A 14,996-nucleotide genomic window follows, 5' to 3' on the forward strand; every position below is an offset into this window, starting at 1 on the left:
GCCGGAAGATTTCCTGCTCCGGCACGGACCAATCAGGCCCGCACCGGCAAAATCCAACCCGTCCGGCGATTGAGGACAAAGCCTCAGTCGCCGGCGCCGGGCACGATCAGTACTGCTCGGTCTCGACGAAACCGGCGTCCGCGTCGTCGTCGGCGCCAAAGGCGTCGGCAGCGGCGGTCGGGTCGAATCCGGGCGGGCTGTCCTTGAGGGCCAGGCCCATGCCGGCCAGCTTCGCCTTGACCTCGTCGATCGACTTCGCGCCGAAGTTGCGGATGTCGAGCAGGTCGGCCTCGGAGCGCGCCACGAGCTCACCCACGGAGTGGATGCCCTCACGCTTGAGGCAGTTGTACGAACGAACGGTGAGCTCGAGCTCCTCGATCGGCAGCGCCAGATCGGCGGCAAGGGCGGCGTCCGTGGGGGACGGGCCCATGTCGATGCCCTCGGCGTCGATGTTGAGCTCGCGCGCCAGACCGAACAGCTCGACCAGCGTCTTACCGGCGGACGCCATGGCGTCGCGCGGCCGCATGGCCTGCTTGGTCTCGACGTCGACGATCAGCTTGTCGAAGTCGGTGCGCTGCTCGACACGGGTCGCCTCGACCTTGTACGTGACCTTGAGCACCGGCGAGTAGATGGAGTCGACCGGAATACGGCCGATCTCCTGGCCCACCTGCTTGTTCTGGACGGCGGAGACGTAGCCGCGACCGCGCTCGACGGTCAGCTCCATCTCCAGCTTGCCCTTGCCGTTCAGCGTCGCGAGAACGAGGTCCGGGTTGTGGACCTCGACACCGGCCGGCGGGGCGATGTCAGCGGCGGTGACCAGACCCGGGCCCTGCTTGCGCAGGTACATCACGACGGGCTCGTCGTGCTCGCTGGAAACCACCAGCTGCTTGATGTTGAGGATGAGGTCGGTCACGTCCTCCTTGACACCCGGCACGGTGGTGAACTCGTGCAGGACGCCGTCGATCCGGATGCTGGTGACAGCGGCACCGGGGATCGAGGAGAGGAGCGTACGACGCAGGGAGTTGCCGAGGGTGTAACCGAAGCCCGGCTCGAGGGGCTCGATCACGAACCGCGAGCGGTACTCGTCGACGACCTCTTCGGTCAGCGACGGACGCTGAGCGATAAGCATGAGAAATGCCTCCAGTCTTGGCACCCACTATTTGATGCCAACTGTTACAAGGGTACGGGCGGCACGGCCCGAAGGACCGTACCGCCCGAGTACAACGCGTCCGGAAGTGAAGGTCGGTCTTCACTCCGAACGCACTGCAACAACCAGAGTCGGACGCGAAGCGTCAGACGCGGCGGCGCTTGGGAGGGCGGCAGCCGTTGTGCGGGGTGGGGGTGACGTCCTGGATCGAGCCAACCTCGAGGCCAGTGGCCTGGAGGGAGCGGATCGCGGTCTCACGGCCGGAGCCGGGACCCTTGACGAAGACGTCAACCTTGCGCATGCCGTGCTCCTGCGCGCGACGGCCGGCCGACTCGGCAGCCATCTGCGCGGCAAAGGGAGTGGACTTGCGCGAGCCCTTGAAGCCGACGTGGCCGGCGGAGGCCCAGGAGATCACGTTGCCCGAGGGGTCGGTGATCGAAACGATCGTGTTGTTGAACGTGCTCTTGATGTGGGCGTGCCCATGAGCGACGTTCTTCTTTTCCTTGCGGCGCACCTTCTTGGCGGCGCCCTGACGACCCTTGGGGGGCATCTATATCTCCTACGGGAGGTGGTCGGTCCTACAGCGAAGACCGCTGATAAGCGTCCGGCTGAGGACTACTTCTTGCCCGGCTTCTTCTTGCCGGCGATCGCGCGACGCGGGCCCTTGCGGGTACGAGCGTTCGTGCTGGTGCGCTGGCCGTGAACCGGCAGGCCGCGGCGGTGACGCAGACCCTGGTAGCAGCCGATCTCAACCTTGCGGCGGATGTCGGCCTGCACCTCGCGACGGAGGTCACCCTCGGTCTTGAAGTTGACGTCGACGTACTCGCGGATCTTGACCAGGTCCTCTTCGGCCAGGTCACGAACGCGCGTGTCCGGGTTCACGCCGGTAGCGGCGAGAGTCTCCTGGGCACGGGTACGACCGATGCCGAAGACGTAGGTAAGGGCGACCTCGATACGCTTTTCGCGCGGGAGGTCAACGCCTTCAAGGCGTGCCATTCATGGCTCCTGTTTGCTCGGAGGTCTTCCGCAGAACCGCTCCGTGGCCACCGACCACTCCCCTCAAGGAGCGTTACGGACCAGGTCCCCGGCCTCCGCCGGAGGTGTCAGCACCCGTGGGCACTGGGTTCTGCGTAATTACGTTTTTGCTTGCGTCGCGCGAAGTTCTGCGAGATGCAGGGGGTCGTACGTCAGCCCTGGCGCTGCTTGTGGCGCAGGTTTTCGCAGATGACCATGACCCGGCCGTGACGGCGGATCACCTTGCACTTGTCGCAGATCTTCTTGACGCTCGGCTTGACCTTCATGGGATGTGAGGTTCTCCGGGTCAGTGCCCCCGCACCAGGCGGAGGCGGGGCAAAGATCTACTTGTACCGTTGGAGTTCTCTTCCTGACGGATCAGGAAGACTCTCTCCTGGATCGCTCCGGAGAGTTTGACAGGTCAAGCCTGTCCAGCAACGACCCTCCCGGCCGCCGAGGCAAGTGCAGGACTAGCCCAAGCTCACTTGTATCGGTAAACGATCCGGCCACGCGTCAGGTCGTACGGAGACAGCTCCACCACGACCCGGTCATCCGGGAGGATGCGGATGTAGTGCATACGCATCTTGCCGCTGATGTGCGCTAGGACTTTGTGACCGTTCTGAAGTTCCACCTTGAACATTGCGTTCGGGAGGGACTCGATCACGGTGCCCTCGATTTCGATGGCACCTTGCTTCTTGGCCACGCTTCGCCCTTCGAATCGGCTACCTTGATCGACTCACGCATCCGTATGCAGGCATACGGGCACACGCGAGCCGACGAGTCAGTCTACGTCAGGCACCCGGAAAAGACGAATCCGGCAAGTGTGCCCAACAGTCAAGATCGATACTCCGCACGGCGGGACCGGGCTCAGCCCAGCGGAGCCGCTCCTCAACGCCGCTCTCGCGGGCTCGGCGCCCGGGGCGCCTCACAAGCATCGAGCGACTGCGCCGGACTCCGCCCGCCGACGGACCGAGCTCAGCCCAGCGGATCCGGCGCGGCCGTAACCCCGTACTCAGCCAGCTTCGCCTTGCCGCCGTCCACCGCGGTCAGGACCAGCGGTCCCTCTTCCGTCAGCGCCACCGAGTGCTCCCAGTGCGAGGACCAGGTCCCGTCTGTGGTCACGACGGTCCAGTTGTCCTCCAGGACATCCGTCTGCGCCGTACCGAGGCTCACCATCGGCTCGATCGCCAGGCAGAAGCCGGGAACCAGCTTCGGGCCCTTGCCGCGCTTGCGCGTGACGTAGTTCAGCAGGTGCGGGTCCATGTGCATCTCGGAGCCGATGCCGTGCCCGCCGTAGTCCTCGATGATCCCGTACTTGCCCGTCGCCGGACGCGGCTGGCGACGGATGTACGACTCGATCGCCTTCGAGATGTCGACCAGCCGGTTGCCCAGCTTCATCGCGGCGAGGCCCGCCCACATCGACTCCTCGGTCACCCGCGACAGCTCGATCAGCTCGGGCGCGTGCCCCGTACCGACGAATGCGGTGTACGCCGCGTCCCCGTGCCAGCCGTGGACGATCGCGCCGGCGTCGATCGAGATGATGTCGCCGTCCTTGAGGACCGTCTTCTCGTCCGGGATGCCGTGGACAACGACCTCGTTGACCGACGTACAGATGGTGGCGGGGAAACCGCCGTACCCGAGGAAGTTCGACTTCGCACCGTGCTCGGCGAGCACCTTGCGGGACACCTCGTCCAGATCCCTGGTGGTGGCGCCCGGCACGGCCGCCTCACGCGTGGCCGCGTGGACGGCGGCGACGACCAGCCCCGCCTCGCGCATCTTCGCGATCTGCTCGGGGGTCTTGATCTCCACCATGCGTGTGCCTTCCACATTCGCTGCAACTACTTGTACCCCGCCCAACAGTACGGCCGCGGCGCCTCTCGGACACCGCGGCCGCAACCGTTGTACTGCTTGCTCGATCAGCCCTCGTCGGAGGACTTCTTCAGGGCTTCCATCGCGCGCTTGGTCACTTCGTCGACCTTGCCCAGCGCGGAGATGGTGACCACCAGGCCCTGAGCCTTGTAGTGGTCGATGATCGGCTCGGTCTCGCTGTGGTAGACCTCCAGCCGACGCCGCACCGTTTCCTCAGTGTCGTCGCCACGCTGGTAGAGCTCGCCGCCGCAGACATCGCAGACGCCGTCCTGCTCGGGCGGGCTGTACGTCACGTGGAAGACGTGGCTCGAGTCGTTGCGGCAGGTACGGCGACCCGCGATCCGCTTGACGACCTCGTCCTCGGGGACTTCCAGGTCCAGCACGCCGTCCAGCTGCTGTCCCTCGGCCTTCAGCGACTCGTCGAGCGCCACGGCCTGCGAGACGTTCCGCGGGAAGCCGTCCAGCAGGAAGCCGCCCTTGGCGTCGTCCTGGGCCATGCGGTCCTTGGCCATCCCGATGGTGACCTCGTCCGGCACCAGGTTGCCGGCGTCCATGAACGCCTTCGCCTGCTTGCCAAGGGCAGTGCCCTGGCTGATGTTGGCGCGGAAGAGGTCGCCCGTTGAGATGTGCGGGATCGACAGGTTCTTGGCAAGGAAAGCGGCCTGCGTTCCCTTGCCGGCACCGGGCGGCCCGACGAGGACGATTCGCATCAGCGGAGGAACCCTTCGTAATTGCGCTGCTGGAGCTGACTCTCGATCTGCTTCACGGTCTCGAGACCCACACCCACGATGATGAGGATGCTTGTTCCACCGAAGGGGAAGTCCGCGTTCGCGCCGAAGCCTGCCAACGCCATCGTCGGCACAAGAGCGATCAGACCCAGATACAGCGAGCCCGGCCAAGTGATCCGGTTGAGCACGTAGCTCAGGTACTCGGCAGTAGGCCGGCCTGCCCGGATACCCGGGATGAAGCCACCATACTTCTTCATGTTGTCGGCGACTTCCTCGGGGTTGAACGAAATCGCCACATAGAAGAAGGCGAAGAACACGATCAACAGGAAGTACGTGGCGATGTAGATGGGCTTGCCATCCACGAAGTTCCCCTGAATCCACCTGCCCCAGCTGGAGTTTGCTCCGCCACCGCTGAACTGAACGATGAGCATGGGGATGTAGAGCAGCGACGACGCGAAGATGACCGGGATCACACCGGCCTGGTTCACCTTGAGCGGGATGTACGTGGACGTACCGCCGTAGGACTTGCGCCCGATCATGCGCTTCGCGTACTGCACGGGGATCCTGCGCTGCGCCTGCTCGACGAAGACCACAAGGCCGACCATGGCGAAGCCGACCAGGATCACGATGCCGAACTCAATCCAGCCGTTGGCCAGTTCTCCGGACTTCTTGATGGCCCACAGGGCGCCCGGGAAGCCGGCGGCGATCGAGATGAACATCAGGATCGACATGCCGTTGCCGATGCCGCGGTCGGTCACGAGCTCACCGAGCCACATGACGGCCGCGGTGCCCGCGGTCATCGTGATGACCATCGTGATCGTCACGAAGATGGACTTGTCCGGGACGATCTGATCCGCGACCTGACAGCCCTGGAAGATCGCGCCGTTACGGGCGGTGGCCACCAGGCCGGTGCCCTGCAGCACGGCCAGGGCGACCGTCAGATAACGCGTGTACTGCGTGATCTTGGCCGTACCGGACTGTCCCTCCTTCTTGAGGGCCTCCAGTCGCGGGATCACCACGGTCAGAAGTTGGAGGATGATGCTCGCCGTGATGTACGGCATGATGCCGAGCGCGAAGATCGTGATCTGCAGCAGAGCGCCACCGCTGAACAGGTTGACGAGCCCGAATAGCCCGCCCGTCTCTGCCGAGTCGACACAGATCTGCACGTTCTTGTAGTTGACGCCGGGAACCGGAACGTGGGCCCCGAGCCGGTACAGCACGATGATGCCCAGTGTGAAGAGCAGCTTCTTGCGCAGGTCGGGCGTCTTGAACGCCCGGGCGAACGCGGTGAGCACGGTGCCTCCTGCGACCCCCGCGCTACTGCGTCAGAGGTGACGGTATTGAGGATCGACGAATCCGACGGAACAACGAATGCAACAAATAGCAGTCAAAAGCCGTGCGGACACACCGCACGGAAGTTAACGGTGCACGCCACCATACCGGCGACGATGCCCCCCTTGGAACGACCAACCGGGGATGCCCCATATGTGAGGCATCCCCGGTCGATGTTCAAGCCATCGGGCTCGTCTCTCAGACGAGCTCGGTGACGGTGCCGCCAGCGGCAGCGATCTTCTCCTTGGCGGAGGCGGAAACGGCGTCAACCGTAACCGTCAGCGCCACGGAGATCTCGCCGGCGCCGAGCACCTTGACGAGCTCATTCTTACGAACCGCGCCCTTGGCGACCAGATCGGCCACCGTGACCTCTCCACCCTGCGGGTAGAGGTCGGCGAGCTTGTCCAGGTTCACGACCTGGTACTCGGTGCGGAACGGGTTCTTGAAGCCCTTGAGCTTCGGCAGACGCATGTGGAGGGGCATCTGCCCGCCCTCGAAGCGCTGCGGAACCTGGTAACGGGCCTTGGTGCCCTTGGTACCACGACCTGCGGTCTTACCCTTGGACGCCTCGCCACGACCCACACGGGTCTTGGCGGTCTTGGCGCCCGGGGCGGGCCGGAGGTTGTGGACCTTCAGCGGGTTGTTCTCCGCCATGTCAGTCGACCTCCTCAACCGTCACGAGGTGGCGGACGGTGTGAACCATTCCGCGGAACTCGGGGCGGTCCTCCTTGACAACCACGTCGTTCAGGCGCTTGAGCCCGAGCGAACGCAGGGTGTCGCGGTGGTTCTGCTTGCTGCCGATGTACGACTTCGTCTGCGTGATCTGGAGACGGGCCATTACGCACCCGCTCCCGCAGCACGAGCACGGAGCAGGGCCGCGGGGGCCACGTCCTCGAGGGGCAGACCACGGCGAGCCGCGATCTCCTCGGGACGCTGCAGACCCTTGAGGGCCGTCACAGTCGCGTGCACGATGTTGATCGGGTTCGACGAGCCGAGCGACTTCGACAGGATGTCGTGAACGCCGGCGCACTCGAGTACGGCACGCACCGGGCCACCGGCGATAACGCCGGTACCGGGGGAAGCCGGCTTGAGCAGGACGACGCCCGCAGCCTTCTCGCCCTGAATCGGGTGAGGGATGGTGCCCTGGATGCGCGGAACCTTGAAGAAGCTCTTCTTGGCCTCTTCAACGCCCTTGGCAATGGCCGCGGGAACTTCCTTGGCCTTGCCGTAACCGACGCCTACAGTGCCGTCACCGTCGCCCACCACGACCAGCGCGGTGAAGCTGAAGCGGCGACCACCCTTGACAACCTTGGCAACGCGGTTGATCGCGACAACGCGCTCAACGTAAGCGGTCTTCTCGGCGGCAGCGCCACCGTCGCGACCCTTCCGGTCCCGCCGCTCGCCGCCACCGGCACCGCTTCCGCGGCGCTGGGGTCCAGCCATTGGATTTACCTCTCTCTGTTACGTCCGTTAGTCCCGGAACCGGGGCTTAGAACTTCAGCCCGGCTTCGCGGGCGGCGTCAGCCAGAGCGGCAATGCGCCCGGCGTACCTGTTGCCACCACGGTCGAACACGACGGCCTCGACGCCGGCAGCCTTCGCGCGCTCAGCAACGAGCGCACCAACCTGCTGGGCCTGGGCGCTCTTGTCGCCCTCGCCGCTACGGATCGAGGTGTCCAGGGTCGACGCCGAAGCGAGCGTGTGGCCCGCGATGTCGTCGATGACCTGCGCGACAATGTTGCGGTTGGAACGCGTCACGACCAGGCGCGGACGCTCCGGCGTACCGGAGACGTGCTTGCGAACCCGGATGTGGCGGCGCTTGATGGCAGCGCGCTTGTACGCGTCACCCTTGGCGATCTTTACACCGTATGCCATGGCTTACTTACCCGCCTTTCCAACCTTGCGGCGGATAACCTCGCCGGCGTACTTGACGCCCTTGGCCTTGTACGGGTCGGGCTTCCGCAGCTTGCGGATGTTAGCGGCGACCTCGCCGACCTTCTGCTTGTCGATGCCCTCGACGCTGAGCTTCGTGGGCGACTCGACCTTGAAGGTGATGCCCTCGGGGGCCTCAACGACGATCGGGTGGCTGTAGCCCAGGGCGAACTCCAGGTTGGAGCCCTTCGCCTGGACGCGGTAACCGACACCGCTGATCTCGAGCGCCTTGGTGTAACCCGTGGTCACGCCGGTGATCATGTTCGCCACCAGCGTGCGGGACAGGCCGTGGAGGGCCTTGTTCTGACGCTCGTCGTTGGGGCGCAGCACCGCAAGGGTGCCGTCCTCGCCCTTGGTGACCTCGATCGGCGCGGCAACGGTGTGCGAGAGGGAACCCTTGGGGCCCTTCACCGCGACCGTGCGGCCATCGATGGTGACGTCCACACCGGCGGGAACCTGGATGGGGAGCTTGCCGATTCGCGACATTAGCTTTTCCTCCGTTCCCGACTACCAGACGTAGGCGAGGACTTCCCCACCTACGCCCTTCTTGCCTGCCTGCTGGCCGGTCAGGAGACCGTGGGACGTGGAGATGATCGCCACGCCCAGGCCGCCGAGGACCTTCGGCAGGTTGGTGGACTTCGCGTAAACGCGCAGACCCGGCTTCGAGATCCGCTTGATGCCCGCAATGGAGCGCTCACGGTTCGGGCCGAACTTCAGCTCGAGGACGAGGGACTTGCCAACTTCGGCGTCCTCGACCTTCCAGCCAGTGATGAAGCCCTCCTGCTGGAGGATCTCCGCGATGTGCGACTTGATCTTGCTGTGCGGCATAGCCACGGTGTCGTGGTACGCCGAGTTCGCGTTACGCAGACGAGTCAGCATGTCCGCGATCGGATCAGTCATGGTCATGAATTGGCCTTCGGCCTCTCTCGCCGGGGTTTCCTGTATGCGCCATCCCTCTCCCCACTCAGTGGCGGGACGGGTGCGGTGCGGGGACCTACGGCGTAGTAAGTCGGTCAGGGCGGCAGGCGCCCAACCCCGCAAGCCTACGGCATGCGGTGTCGGGCTCCTGCCGACCAGATACTTACCGAGAGCCTCTGGAGTACGGGAAGTCCCGTACTACCAGGAGCTCTTGGTCACGCCCGGCAGCTCGCCACGGTGAGCCATCTCACGAAGGCACACGCGGCACAGGCCGAACTTGCGGTAGACGGAGTGCGGCCGGCCGCAGCGCTGGCAACGCGTGTACGCGCGCACAGCGAACTTCGGCTTGCGGGCCGCCTTAGCGATCAGGGCCTTCTTCGCCACGGTCAGTTCTCCTTGAACGGGAAGCCGAGGTGACGAAGGAGGGCACGACCCTCGTCGTCGTTGGTCGCCGTGGTGACCACGGTGATGTCCATGCCCCGGACCCGGTCGATCTTGTCCTGGTCGATCTCGTGGAACATGACCTGCTCCGTGAGACCGAAGGTGTAGTTGCCACGGCCGTCGAACTGCTTCGGCGACAGACCACGGAAGTCACGGATACGCGGCAGCGCGAGCGACAGCGTACGGTCCAGGAACTCCCACATGCGGTCACCACGGAGGGTGACGTGGCAGCCGATCGGCTGACCCTCGCGCAGCTTGAACTGCGCGATGGACTTCCGGGCCTTGGTGACGGCCGGCTTCTGGCCCGTGATCGTGGTGAGGTCGCGAATGGCGCCATCGATCAGCTTGGAGTCGCGGGCGGCGTCGCCCACACCCATGTTGACCACGATCTTGACGAGACCGGGGATCTGCATGACGTTCTCGTACGAGAACTCTTCACGCAGCTTGCCCGCGATCTCCTCGCGGTAGCGCAGCTTGAGGCGCGGTGCGGTGGTGGTAGTCATCAGATGTCCTCACCGGTCCGCTTGGCAACGCGGATCTTGTTGCCCTCGTCGTCAAAGCGGTAGCCGACGCGGGTAACGACCTTCTTGCCGTCCTTCTCCACAACCAGCTGAACGTTGCTGACGTGGATCAGGGCCTCAGTCGTCACAATGCCACCGGTCTGCGAACCGCGAGCGGTCTGACCGGCCTTGGTGTGCTTCTTGACCCGGTTGACACCCTCGACCAGGACACGGTTCTCGCGGGGCACGGCCAGAATGACCTTGCCCTGCTTGCCCTTGTCCTTACCGGTGATGACCTGAACCAGGTCGCCCTTCTTGATCTTCATGCTTACAGCACCTCCGGCGCGAGCGAGATGATCTTCATGAACTTCTTCTCGCGCAGCTCACGGCCCACCGGGCCGAAGATACGGGTGCCACGAGGGTCGCCGTCGTTCTTGAGAATGACAGCGGCGTTCTCGTCGAAGCGGATGTACGAGCCGTCCTGGCGGCGGCGCTCCTTGACGGTGCGAACGATGACCGCCTTGACGACGTCACCCTTCTTCACGTTGCCACCGGGGATCGCGTCCTTGACGGTGGCGACGATGACGTCGCCGATGCCCGCGTAGCGGCGACCCGAGCCACCGAGAACACGGATGGTGAGAATTTCCTTCGCACCCGTGTTGTCGGCGACACGCAGTCGCGACTCCTGCTGGATCACGTCTATCTCCTGATCGTCTGCCGGTTCCCGGCAGGGGCACCGAAGTGCCCCTGCCGAGCCTGGCGGAACTGCCTAGTGGGGAGAATCCCGCTAGGAATTACTTGGCCTTCTCGAGGATCTCGACGATGCGCCAGCGCTTGCTTGCCGACAGCGGACGCGTCTCCATGATGAGGACGCGGTCGCCGACGCCTGCGGCGTTGGACTCGTCGTGAGCCTTGAGCTTGTTCGTACGGCGGATGACCTTGCCGTACAGGGCGTGCTTGACGCGGTCCTCGACAGCGACGACGACAGTCTTGTCCATCTTGTCGCTGACGACGAGACCCTCACGGGTCTTGCGGAAACCGCGCTGCTCAGTCGTCTCAGTCACATTCTTCTCGCTCATCAGGCGCTCTCCACCGTCTCGATGCCCAGCTCGCGCTCGCGCATCAGGGTGTAGATCCGGGCGATGTCCTTACGGACGGACTTGAGCCGGCCGTGGTTCTCGAGCTGTCCGGTCGCCGCCTGGAAGCGGAGGTTGAACAGTTCTTCCTTGGCCTCACGGAGCTTCGCGACGAGGTCCTCGTCGTTGAGCTCGCGCAGCTCGGTCGCCTTGATACCGGCCGCCATCACGACTCACCTGCCTCGCGCCGAACAATCCGGCACTTCATCGGAAGCTTGTGAGCAGCGCGGGTGAGCGCCTCACGAGCAATCTTCTCGTTCGGGTAGGACAGCTCGAACATGACCCGACCCGGGTGCACGTTCGCGATCCACCACTCCGGAGAACCCTTACCGGAACCCATGCGGGTCTCGGCAGGCTTCTTCGTGAGCGGGCGGTCCGGGTAGATGTTGATCCAGACCTTGCCGCCACGCTTGATGTGGCGGGTCATCGCGATACGAGCAGCCTCGATCTGGCGGTTCGTCACGTACGCCGGGGTCAGCGCCTGGATGCCGTACTCGCCGAATGCGACCTCAGTGCCACCCTTCGCCATACCGCGGCGCTTGGGGTGGTGCTGCTTGCGGTGCTTGACCCTACGAGGGATCAGCATTTCGGTCAGGCCTCCGTTCCGGTGCTCTCAGCCGGAGCAGAGGTGGCGGGAGCGTCGGCCTTGGGGGCCTCTGCTGCCGGTGCACCCTGCTGCGGCTTGCGGCCGCGGCCGCCACGCTCGCCACCACGACCACCACGGCCACCGGCCGGACGGTCGGCCGGGCCGCCACCACGGGCCGGGCGGTTACCCGCACGGGCCGCGGCGTTCTCGGCACGGACCTCGGCGATGTTCTTGACGTCGCCCTTGTAGATCCAGACCTTCACGCCGATACGGCCGAAGGTGGTCTTGGCCTCGAAGAAGCCGTAGTCCACGTTCGCGCGCAGCGTGTGCAGCGGCACACGACCCTCGCGGTAGAACTCGGACCGGGACATCTCGGCGCCGCCGAGACGGCCACCACACTGGATCTTGATGCCCTTGGCGCCGGCCTTCATCGTGCCCTGCATGCTCTTACGCATGGCGCGACGGAAGGAGACGCGGGAGGAGAGCTGCTCGGCAACGGCCTGAGCAACCAGCTGAGCGTCCATCTCGGGGTTCTTGACCTCGAGGATGTTCAGCTGCACCTGCTTGCCCGTGAGCTTCTCGAGGTCACCGCGGATGCGGTCGGCCTCGGCGCCACGGCGGCCGATGACGATGCCCGGACGAGCGGTGTGGATGTCCACACGCACGCGGTCACGGGTGCGCTCGATCTCAACCTTCGAGATGCCGGCGCGCTCCATGCCGGACGTCATCATCCTGCGGATGGCGACGTCTTCCTTGACGTAGTCCTTGTACAGCTTGTCGGCGTACCAACGGGACTTGAAGTCCGTGGTGATGCCGAGCCGGAACCCGTGCGGGTTTACCTTCTGGCCCATTACCGGGAACCTTCCTTGCTGCTGACGACCACGGTGATGTGGCTGGTCCGCTTGCGGATCCGGTAGGCACGGCCCTGAGCACGCGGACGGAACCGCTTCAGGGTCGGGCCCTCGTCGACGTACGCCTCGCTGATGACCAGCGAGGAAGCGTCCGAGTGGTCGTAGTTGTGCGCGGCGTTGGCGATGGCGCTGTCAAGCACCTTGCCGACCGGCACGCTCGCGGCCTGCGCGGCGAAACGCAGGACCGCCTGAGCCTCCGTGGCATCCATGCCACGGATAAGGTCCACCACGCGGCGGGCCTTCATGGGCGTGACGCGGATGTACCGCGCCTGGGCCCTGGCTTCCATGGTTGTCCCTTCGGTGTCGTTCATAGTCTTCGCACCCCGCCTTAGCGGCGCTTCGACTTGCGGTCGTCCTTGACGTGGCCGCGGAAGGTGCGGGTCGGCGCAAACTCGCCGAGCTTGTGGCCGACCATCGACTCGGTGACGAACACCGGGACGTGAATCTTGCCGTTGTGCACCGCGATCGTGTGTCCCAGCATGGCCGGGATGATCATCGAGCGCCGGGACCAGGTCTTGATGACGTTCTTGGAGCCTGCCTCGTTCTGTACGTCCACCTTCTTGATGAGGTGTCCGTCGACGAAGGGCCCCTTCTTGAGACTGCGCGGCATCTAAACCCGCTCCTAGCGCTTCTTGTTCGACTTGCGGCGGCGGACGATGTACTTGCTCGATGCCTTCTTCGGCGAGCGAGTACGACCTTCCTTCTGACCCCACGGGCTGACCGGGTGACGACCACCGGAAGTCTTGCCCTCACCACCACCGTGCGGGTGGTCAACGGGGTTCATCGCGACACCACGAACGGTCGGGCGGACGCCCTTCCAACGCATACGGCCGGCCTTGCCCCAGTTGATGTTCGACTGCTCGGCGTTGCCGACCTCGCCAATCGTGGCGCGGCAGCGGGCGTCGACCAGGCGGATCTCACCGGAAGGCATACGAAGGTGGGCCATCGTGCCCTCCTTCGCCAGCAGCTGCACGGAGGCACCCGCGGAACGGGCGAACTTCGCGCCGCCGCCGGGCCGCAGCTCGATGGCGTGGATGGTCGTACCGACCGGGATGTTGCGCAGCGCCAGGTTGTTGCCGGGCTTGATGTCGGCGCCAGGGCCGTTCTCAATCCGGTCACCCTGCGTGAGCCCACGCGGTGCGATGATGTAGCGCTTCTCGCCGTCTGCGTAGTGCAGGAGCGCGATGCGCGCGGTGCGGTTCGGGTCGTACTCGATGTGCGCGACCTTGGCCGGCACGCCGTCCTTGTCGTGACGACGGAAGTCGATCACGCGGTAGGCGCGCTTGTGTCCGCCACCCTGGTGGCGAACGGTGATCCGACCGGCGTTGTTACGGCCGCCCTTGCTGTGCAGGGGGCGGACCAGCGACTTCTCCGGCGTGGACCGCGTGATCTCGACAAAGTCGGCGACGGAGGAGCCACGGCGGCCCGGCGTCGTCGGCTTGTACTTGCGGATTCCCATTTCTCAGTCCTCGTCCGATTCCGGACGACTCGACCTCCGTCAGGAGGTCGGGCCGCCGAAGATGTCGATACGGTCGCCCTCGGCGAGGGTCACGATGGCGCGCTTGGTGTCAGCGCGCTTGCCGAAGCCGGTCTTGGTGCGCTTGCGCTTGCCCTGCCGGTTGATCGTGTTGACACCGGTGACCTTGACCCCGAAGACCGCCTGGACGGCCTGCTTGATCTGGGTCTTGTTGGTGCCGGGCGCGACGATGAACGTGTACTTGTTCTCGTCGAGCAGCGCGTAGCTCTTCTCGGATACAACCGGCTTGACGAGGACGTCGCGCGGGTCCGTGAAGGTCTTGCTGGTTACGGTCGCCTCAGCCATCAGACGTCGCTCCCTTCGGTCTCATCGGCCTTGGTGGGGCCAGACACGAAAGACTCGAAAGCAGCCTTGGTGAAGACCACGTCGTCAGAGACGAGCACGTCGTACGTGTTCAGCTGGCCCGGCTCCAGGAGGTGCACCTGGGGCAGGTTGCGGGCGGAGAGCCACGCGGCCTCGTCCGAACGCTCGGCGACCAGGAGCACGTGCTTGCGCTCGCTGACCTTGCCCAGCAGGGACTTCGCGGCCTTCGTGGACACAACCGCACCCTCGACCACGTCGGAGACGACGTGGATGCGAGCGTTACGGGCCCGGTCGGTGAGGGCGCCACGCAGAGCGGCGGCCTTCATCTTCTTGGGCGTGCGCTGCGAGTAGTCACGCGGCTGCGGGCCGTGTACGACGCCACCGCCTGCGAACTGCGGGGCGCGGGTCGAACCCTGACGGGCGCGGCCGGTGCCCTTCTGGCGGTAGGGCTTCCTGCCGCCACCACGGACTTCGCCGCGACGCTTGGTCTTGTGCGTGCCCTGACGGGCAGCAGCCAGCTGTGCGACAACGACCTGGTGGATCAGCGGAATGCTGACCTTGGCGTCGAAGATCTCCGCGGGGAGTTCGACGGTACCGGCCTTGTCGCCTGCCGGCGTAAGGATGTCAATGGTGCTCATCGGTTC

The 14,996-nt window shown here is 65.2% G+C and carries 27 protein-coding genes; all 27 read right to left on the minus strand.

Features of this window, described 5'->3' with window-relative positions; genetic code table 11:
• Window positions 1-106: 106 nt before the first annotated feature.
• Window positions 107-1,129, minus strand: a complete 1,023-nt coding sequence (locus tag J7E89_RS16780; protein ID WP_003956430.1) for a DNA-directed RNA polymerase subunit alpha — start codon at window positions 1,127-1,129, stop codon at window positions 107-109.
• A gap of 163 nt (window positions 1,130-1,292) precedes the next feature.
• The gene (gene rpsK, locus J7E89_RS16785) at window positions 1,293-1,697 is read right to left on the minus strand and encodes a 30S ribosomal protein S11 (RefSeq protein ID WP_214974325.1); all 405 of its coding nucleotides are present in this window, start codon (window positions 1,695-1,697) and stop codon (window positions 1,293-1,295) included.
• Window positions 1,698-1,762: 65 nt separating this feature from the next.
• Entirely contained in the window at window positions 1,763-2,143 is a 381-nt protein-coding gene (rpsM, locus tag J7E89_RS16790; RefSeq protein ID WP_028812356.1) for a 30S ribosomal protein S13, read from the minus strand.
• Window positions 2,144-2,334: 191 nt separating this feature from the next.
• Window positions 2,335-2,448, minus strand: a complete 114-nt coding sequence (gene rpmJ, locus J7E89_RS16795) for a 50S ribosomal protein L36 (RefSeq protein ID WP_009740505.1) — start codon at window positions 2,446-2,448, stop codon at window positions 2,335-2,337.
• A gap of 194 nt (window positions 2,449-2,642) precedes the next feature.
• A complete protein-coding gene (gene infA / locus J7E89_RS16800; RefSeq protein ID WP_003956442.1) occupies window positions 2,643-2,864 on the minus strand; it encodes a translation initiation factor IF-1 in 222 nt (73 codons plus the stop codon).
• A 272-nt stretch (window positions 2,865-3,136) separates the two neighbouring features.
• Window positions 3,137-3,973 carry a type I methionyl aminopeptidase gene (gene map / locus J7E89_RS16805; protein WP_214974326.1) on the minus strand — a complete coding sequence of 279 codons (837 nt, stop codon included), beginning with the start codon at window positions 3,971-3,973 and terminating at the stop codon, window positions 3,137-3,139.
• A gap of 104 nt (window positions 3,974-4,077) precedes the next feature.
• Window positions 4,078-4,740 carry an adenylate kinase gene (locus J7E89_RS16810; RefSeq protein WP_214974328.1) on the minus strand — a complete coding sequence of 221 codons (663 nt, stop codon included), beginning with the start codon at window positions 4,738-4,740 and terminating at the stop codon, window positions 4,078-4,080.
• A complete protein-coding gene (secY, locus tag J7E89_RS16815) occupies window positions 4,740-6,053 on the minus strand; it encodes a preprotein translocase subunit SecY (RefSeq protein ID WP_214974330.1) in 1,314 nt (437 codons plus the stop codon). The genes J7E89_RS16810 and secY overlap by 1 nt, the downstream gene beginning before the upstream one ends.
• Window positions 6,054-6,288: 235 nt before the next feature.
• A complete protein-coding gene (gene rplO, locus J7E89_RS16820; protein ID WP_214974332.1) occupies window positions 6,289-6,744 on the minus strand; it encodes a 50S ribosomal protein L15 in 456 nt (151 codons plus the stop codon).
• 1 nt (window position 6,745) lies between these two features.
• On the minus strand, window positions 6,746-6,928 hold the full coding sequence (gene rpmD / locus J7E89_RS16825; protein WP_028812361.1) for a 50S ribosomal protein L30: 183 nt from the start codon (window positions 6,926-6,928) through the stop codon (window positions 6,746-6,748).
• Window positions 6,928-7,533: a 30S ribosomal protein S5 gene (gene rpsE, locus J7E89_RS16830; RefSeq protein WP_214899101.1), complete on the minus strand. Its 606-nt coding sequence runs from the start codon at window positions 7,531-7,533 to the stop codon at window positions 6,928-6,930. The genes rpmD and rpsE overlap by 1 nt, the downstream gene beginning before the upstream one ends.
• 46 nt (window positions 7,534-7,579) lie before the next feature.
• A complete protein-coding gene (rplR, locus tag J7E89_RS16835; RefSeq protein WP_214974334.1) occupies window positions 7,580-7,963 on the minus strand; it encodes a 50S ribosomal protein L18 in 384 nt (127 codons plus the stop codon).
• Window positions 7,964-7,966: 3 nt separating this feature from the next.
• Window positions 7,967-8,506: a 50S ribosomal protein L6 gene (gene rplF, locus J7E89_RS16840; RefSeq protein WP_214974336.1), complete on the minus strand. Its 540-nt coding sequence runs from the start codon at window positions 8,504-8,506 to the stop codon at window positions 7,967-7,969.
• A 21-nt stretch (window positions 8,507-8,527) separates the two neighbouring features.
• Window positions 8,528-8,926, minus strand: a complete 399-nt coding sequence (gene rpsH, locus J7E89_RS16845) for a 30S ribosomal protein S8 (protein WP_028812365.1) — start codon at window positions 8,924-8,926, stop codon at window positions 8,528-8,530.
• A gap of 210 nt (window positions 8,927-9,136) precedes the next feature.
• Window positions 9,137-9,322, minus strand: coding sequence for a type Z 30S ribosomal protein S14 (locus J7E89_RS16850; protein WP_004571834.1), 186 nt, complete (start codon window positions 9,320-9,322; stop codon window positions 9,137-9,139).
• Window positions 9,323-9,324: 2 nt separating this feature from the next.
• Window positions 9,325-9,882, minus strand: a complete 558-nt coding sequence (rplE, locus tag J7E89_RS16855; protein WP_028812366.1) for a 50S ribosomal protein L5 — start codon at window positions 9,880-9,882, stop codon at window positions 9,325-9,327.
• Window positions 9,882-10,205, minus strand: a complete 324-nt coding sequence (rplX, locus tag J7E89_RS16860; protein ID WP_069927444.1) for a 50S ribosomal protein L24 — start codon at window positions 10,203-10,205, stop codon at window positions 9,882-9,884. The genes rplE and rplX overlap by 1 nt, the downstream gene beginning before the upstream one ends.
• Window positions 10,206-10,207: 2 nt before the next feature.
• Complete coding sequence (gene rplN / locus J7E89_RS16865; protein ID WP_003966950.1) at window positions 10,208-10,576, minus strand: 50S ribosomal protein L14; 369 nt, start codon at window positions 10,574-10,576, stop codon at window positions 10,208-10,210.
• A 97-nt stretch (window positions 10,577-10,673) separates the two neighbouring features.
• Window positions 10,674-10,958, minus strand: coding sequence for a 30S ribosomal protein S17 (gene rpsQ, locus J7E89_RS16870; protein WP_028812368.1), 285 nt, complete (start codon window positions 10,956-10,958; stop codon window positions 10,674-10,676).
• Window positions 10,958-11,182 carry a 50S ribosomal protein L29 gene (gene rpmC, locus J7E89_RS16875; protein ID WP_030368408.1) on the minus strand — a complete coding sequence of 75 codons (225 nt, stop codon included), beginning with the start codon at window positions 11,180-11,182 and terminating at the stop codon, window positions 10,958-10,960. The genes rpsQ and rpmC overlap by 1 nt, the downstream gene beginning before the upstream one ends.
• Entirely contained in the window at window positions 11,182-11,601 is a 420-nt protein-coding gene (gene rplP / locus J7E89_RS16880; protein ID WP_028812370.1) for a 50S ribosomal protein L16, read from the minus strand. The genes rpmC and rplP overlap by 1 nt, the downstream gene beginning before the upstream one ends.
• Window positions 11,602-11,606: 5 nt before the next feature.
• A complete protein-coding gene (gene rpsC, locus J7E89_RS16885; protein ID WP_214974338.1) occupies window positions 11,607-12,452 on the minus strand; it encodes a 30S ribosomal protein S3 in 846 nt (281 codons plus the stop codon).
• A complete protein-coding gene (rplV, locus tag J7E89_RS16890; RefSeq protein WP_214974503.1) occupies window positions 12,452-12,799 on the minus strand; it encodes a 50S ribosomal protein L22 in 348 nt (115 codons plus the stop codon). Before rplV ends, rpsC begins: the two co-directional genes overlap by 1 nt.
• 41 nt (window positions 12,800-12,840) lie before the next feature.
• Window positions 12,841-13,122, minus strand: a complete 282-nt coding sequence (gene rpsS / locus J7E89_RS16895) for a 30S ribosomal protein S19 (RefSeq protein WP_214974340.1) — start codon at window positions 13,120-13,122, stop codon at window positions 12,841-12,843.
• A gap of 12 nt (window positions 13,123-13,134) precedes the next feature.
• Window positions 13,135-13,971 (minus strand): 50S ribosomal protein L2, encoded by an 837-nt coding sequence (rplB, locus tag J7E89_RS16900; protein WP_069927446.1) that lies wholly within the window; start codon window positions 13,969-13,971, stop codon window positions 13,135-13,137.
• A 39-nt stretch (window positions 13,972-14,010) separates the two neighbouring features.
• Window positions 14,011-14,334: a 50S ribosomal protein L23 gene (rplW, locus tag J7E89_RS16905; RefSeq protein ID WP_214974342.1), complete on the minus strand. Its 324-nt coding sequence runs from the start codon at window positions 14,332-14,334 to the stop codon at window positions 14,011-14,013.
• A complete protein-coding gene (rplD, locus tag J7E89_RS16910; RefSeq protein WP_214974344.1) occupies window positions 14,334-14,990 on the minus strand; it encodes a 50S ribosomal protein L4 in 657 nt (218 codons plus the stop codon). Before rplD ends, rplW begins: the two co-directional genes overlap by 1 nt.
• Between the last annotated feature and the right edge of the window lie 6 nt (window positions 14,991-14,996).

Origin of the sequence: Streptomyces sp. ISL-100 (assembly GCF_018614615.1) — a bacterium.
Classification (GTDB): domain Bacteria; phylum Actinomycetota; class Actinomycetes; order Streptomycetales; family Streptomycetaceae; genus Streptomyces.

Bases quoted from the DNA above. Each gene is read 5' to 3' on its own strand.
- J7E89_RS16780 (WP_003956430.1), bottom strand. From the start codon at position 1,129: ATGCTTATCGCTCAGCGTCCGTCGCTGACCGAAGAGGTCGTCGACGAG.
- rpsK (WP_214974325.1), bottom strand. From the start codon at position 1,697: ATGCCCCCCAAGGGTCGTCAGGGCGCCGCCAAGAAGGTGCGCCGCAAG.
- rpsM (WP_028812356.1), bottom strand. From the start codon at position 2,143: ATGGCACGCCTTGAAGGCGTTGACCTCCCGCGCGAAAAGCGTATCGAG.
- rpmJ (WP_009740505.1), bottom strand. From the start codon at position 2,448: ATGAAGGTCAAGCCGAGCGTCAAGAAGATCTGCGACAAGTGCAAGGTG.
- map (WP_214974326.1), bottom strand. From the start codon at position 3,973: ATGGTGGAGATCAAGACCCCCGAGCAGATCGCGAAGATGCGCGAGGCG.
- J7E89_RS16810 (WP_214974328.1), bottom strand. From the start codon at position 4,740: ATGCGAATCGTCCTCGTCGGGCCGCCCGGTGCCGGCAAGGGAACGCAG.
- rplO (WP_214974332.1), bottom strand. From the start codon at position 6,744: ATGGCGGAGAACAACCCGCTGAAGGTCCACAACCTCCGGCCCGCCCCG.
- rpmD (WP_028812361.1), bottom strand. From the start codon at position 6,928: ATGGCCCGTCTCCAGATCACGCAGACGAAGTCGTACATCGGCAGCAAG.
- rpsE (WP_214899101.1), bottom strand. From the start codon at position 7,533: ATGGCTGGACCCCAGCGCCGCGGAAGCGGTGCCGGTGGCGGCGAGCGG.
- rplR (WP_214974334.1), bottom strand. From the start codon at position 7,963: ATGGCATACGGTGTAAAGATCGCCAAGGGTGACGCGTACAAGCGCGCT.
- rplF (WP_214974336.1), bottom strand. From the start codon at position 8,506: ATGTCGCGAATCGGCAAGCTCCCCATCCAGGTTCCCGCCGGTGTGGAC.
- rpsH (WP_028812365.1), bottom strand. From the start codon at position 8,926: ATGACCATGACTGATCCGATCGCGGACATGCTGACTCGTCTGCGTAAC.
- rplE (WP_028812366.1), bottom strand. From the start codon at position 9,882: ATGACTACCACCACCGCACCGCGCCTCAAGCTGCGCTACCGCGAGGAG.
- rplX (WP_069927444.1), bottom strand. From the start codon at position 10,205: ATGAAGATCAAGAAGGGCGACCTGGTTCAGGTCATCACCGGTAAGGAC.
- rpsQ (WP_028812368.1), bottom strand. From the start codon at position 10,958: ATGAGCGAGAAGAATGTGACTGAGACGACTGAGCAGCGCGGTTTCCGC.
- rpmC (WP_030368408.1), bottom strand. From the start codon at position 11,182: ATGGCGGCCGGTATCAAGGCGACCGAGCTGCGCGAGCTCAACGACGAG.
- rplP (WP_028812370.1), bottom strand. From the start codon at position 11,601: ATGCTGATCCCTCGTAGGGTCAAGCACCGCAAGCAGCACCACCCCAAG.
- rpsC (WP_214974338.1), bottom strand. From the start codon at position 12,452: ATGGGCCAGAAGGTAAACCCGCACGGGTTCCGGCTCGGCATCACCACG.
- rplV (WP_214974503.1), bottom strand. From the start codon at position 12,799: ATGGAAGCCAGGGCCCAGGCGCGGTACATCCGCGTCACGCCCATGAAG.
- rpsS (WP_214974340.1), bottom strand. From the start codon at position 13,122: ATGCCGCGCAGTCTCAAGAAGGGGCCCTTCGTCGACGGACACCTCATC.
- rplB (WP_069927446.1), bottom strand. From the start codon at position 13,971: ATGGGAATCCGCAAGTACAAGCCGACGACGCCGGGCCGCCGTGGCTCC.
- rplW (WP_214974342.1), bottom strand. From the start codon at position 14,334: ATGGCTGAGGCGACCGTAACCAGCAAGACCTTCACGGACCCGCGCGAC.
- rplD (WP_214974344.1), bottom strand. From the start codon at position 14,990: ATGAGCACCATTGACATCCTTACGCCGGCAGGCGACAAGGCCGGTACC.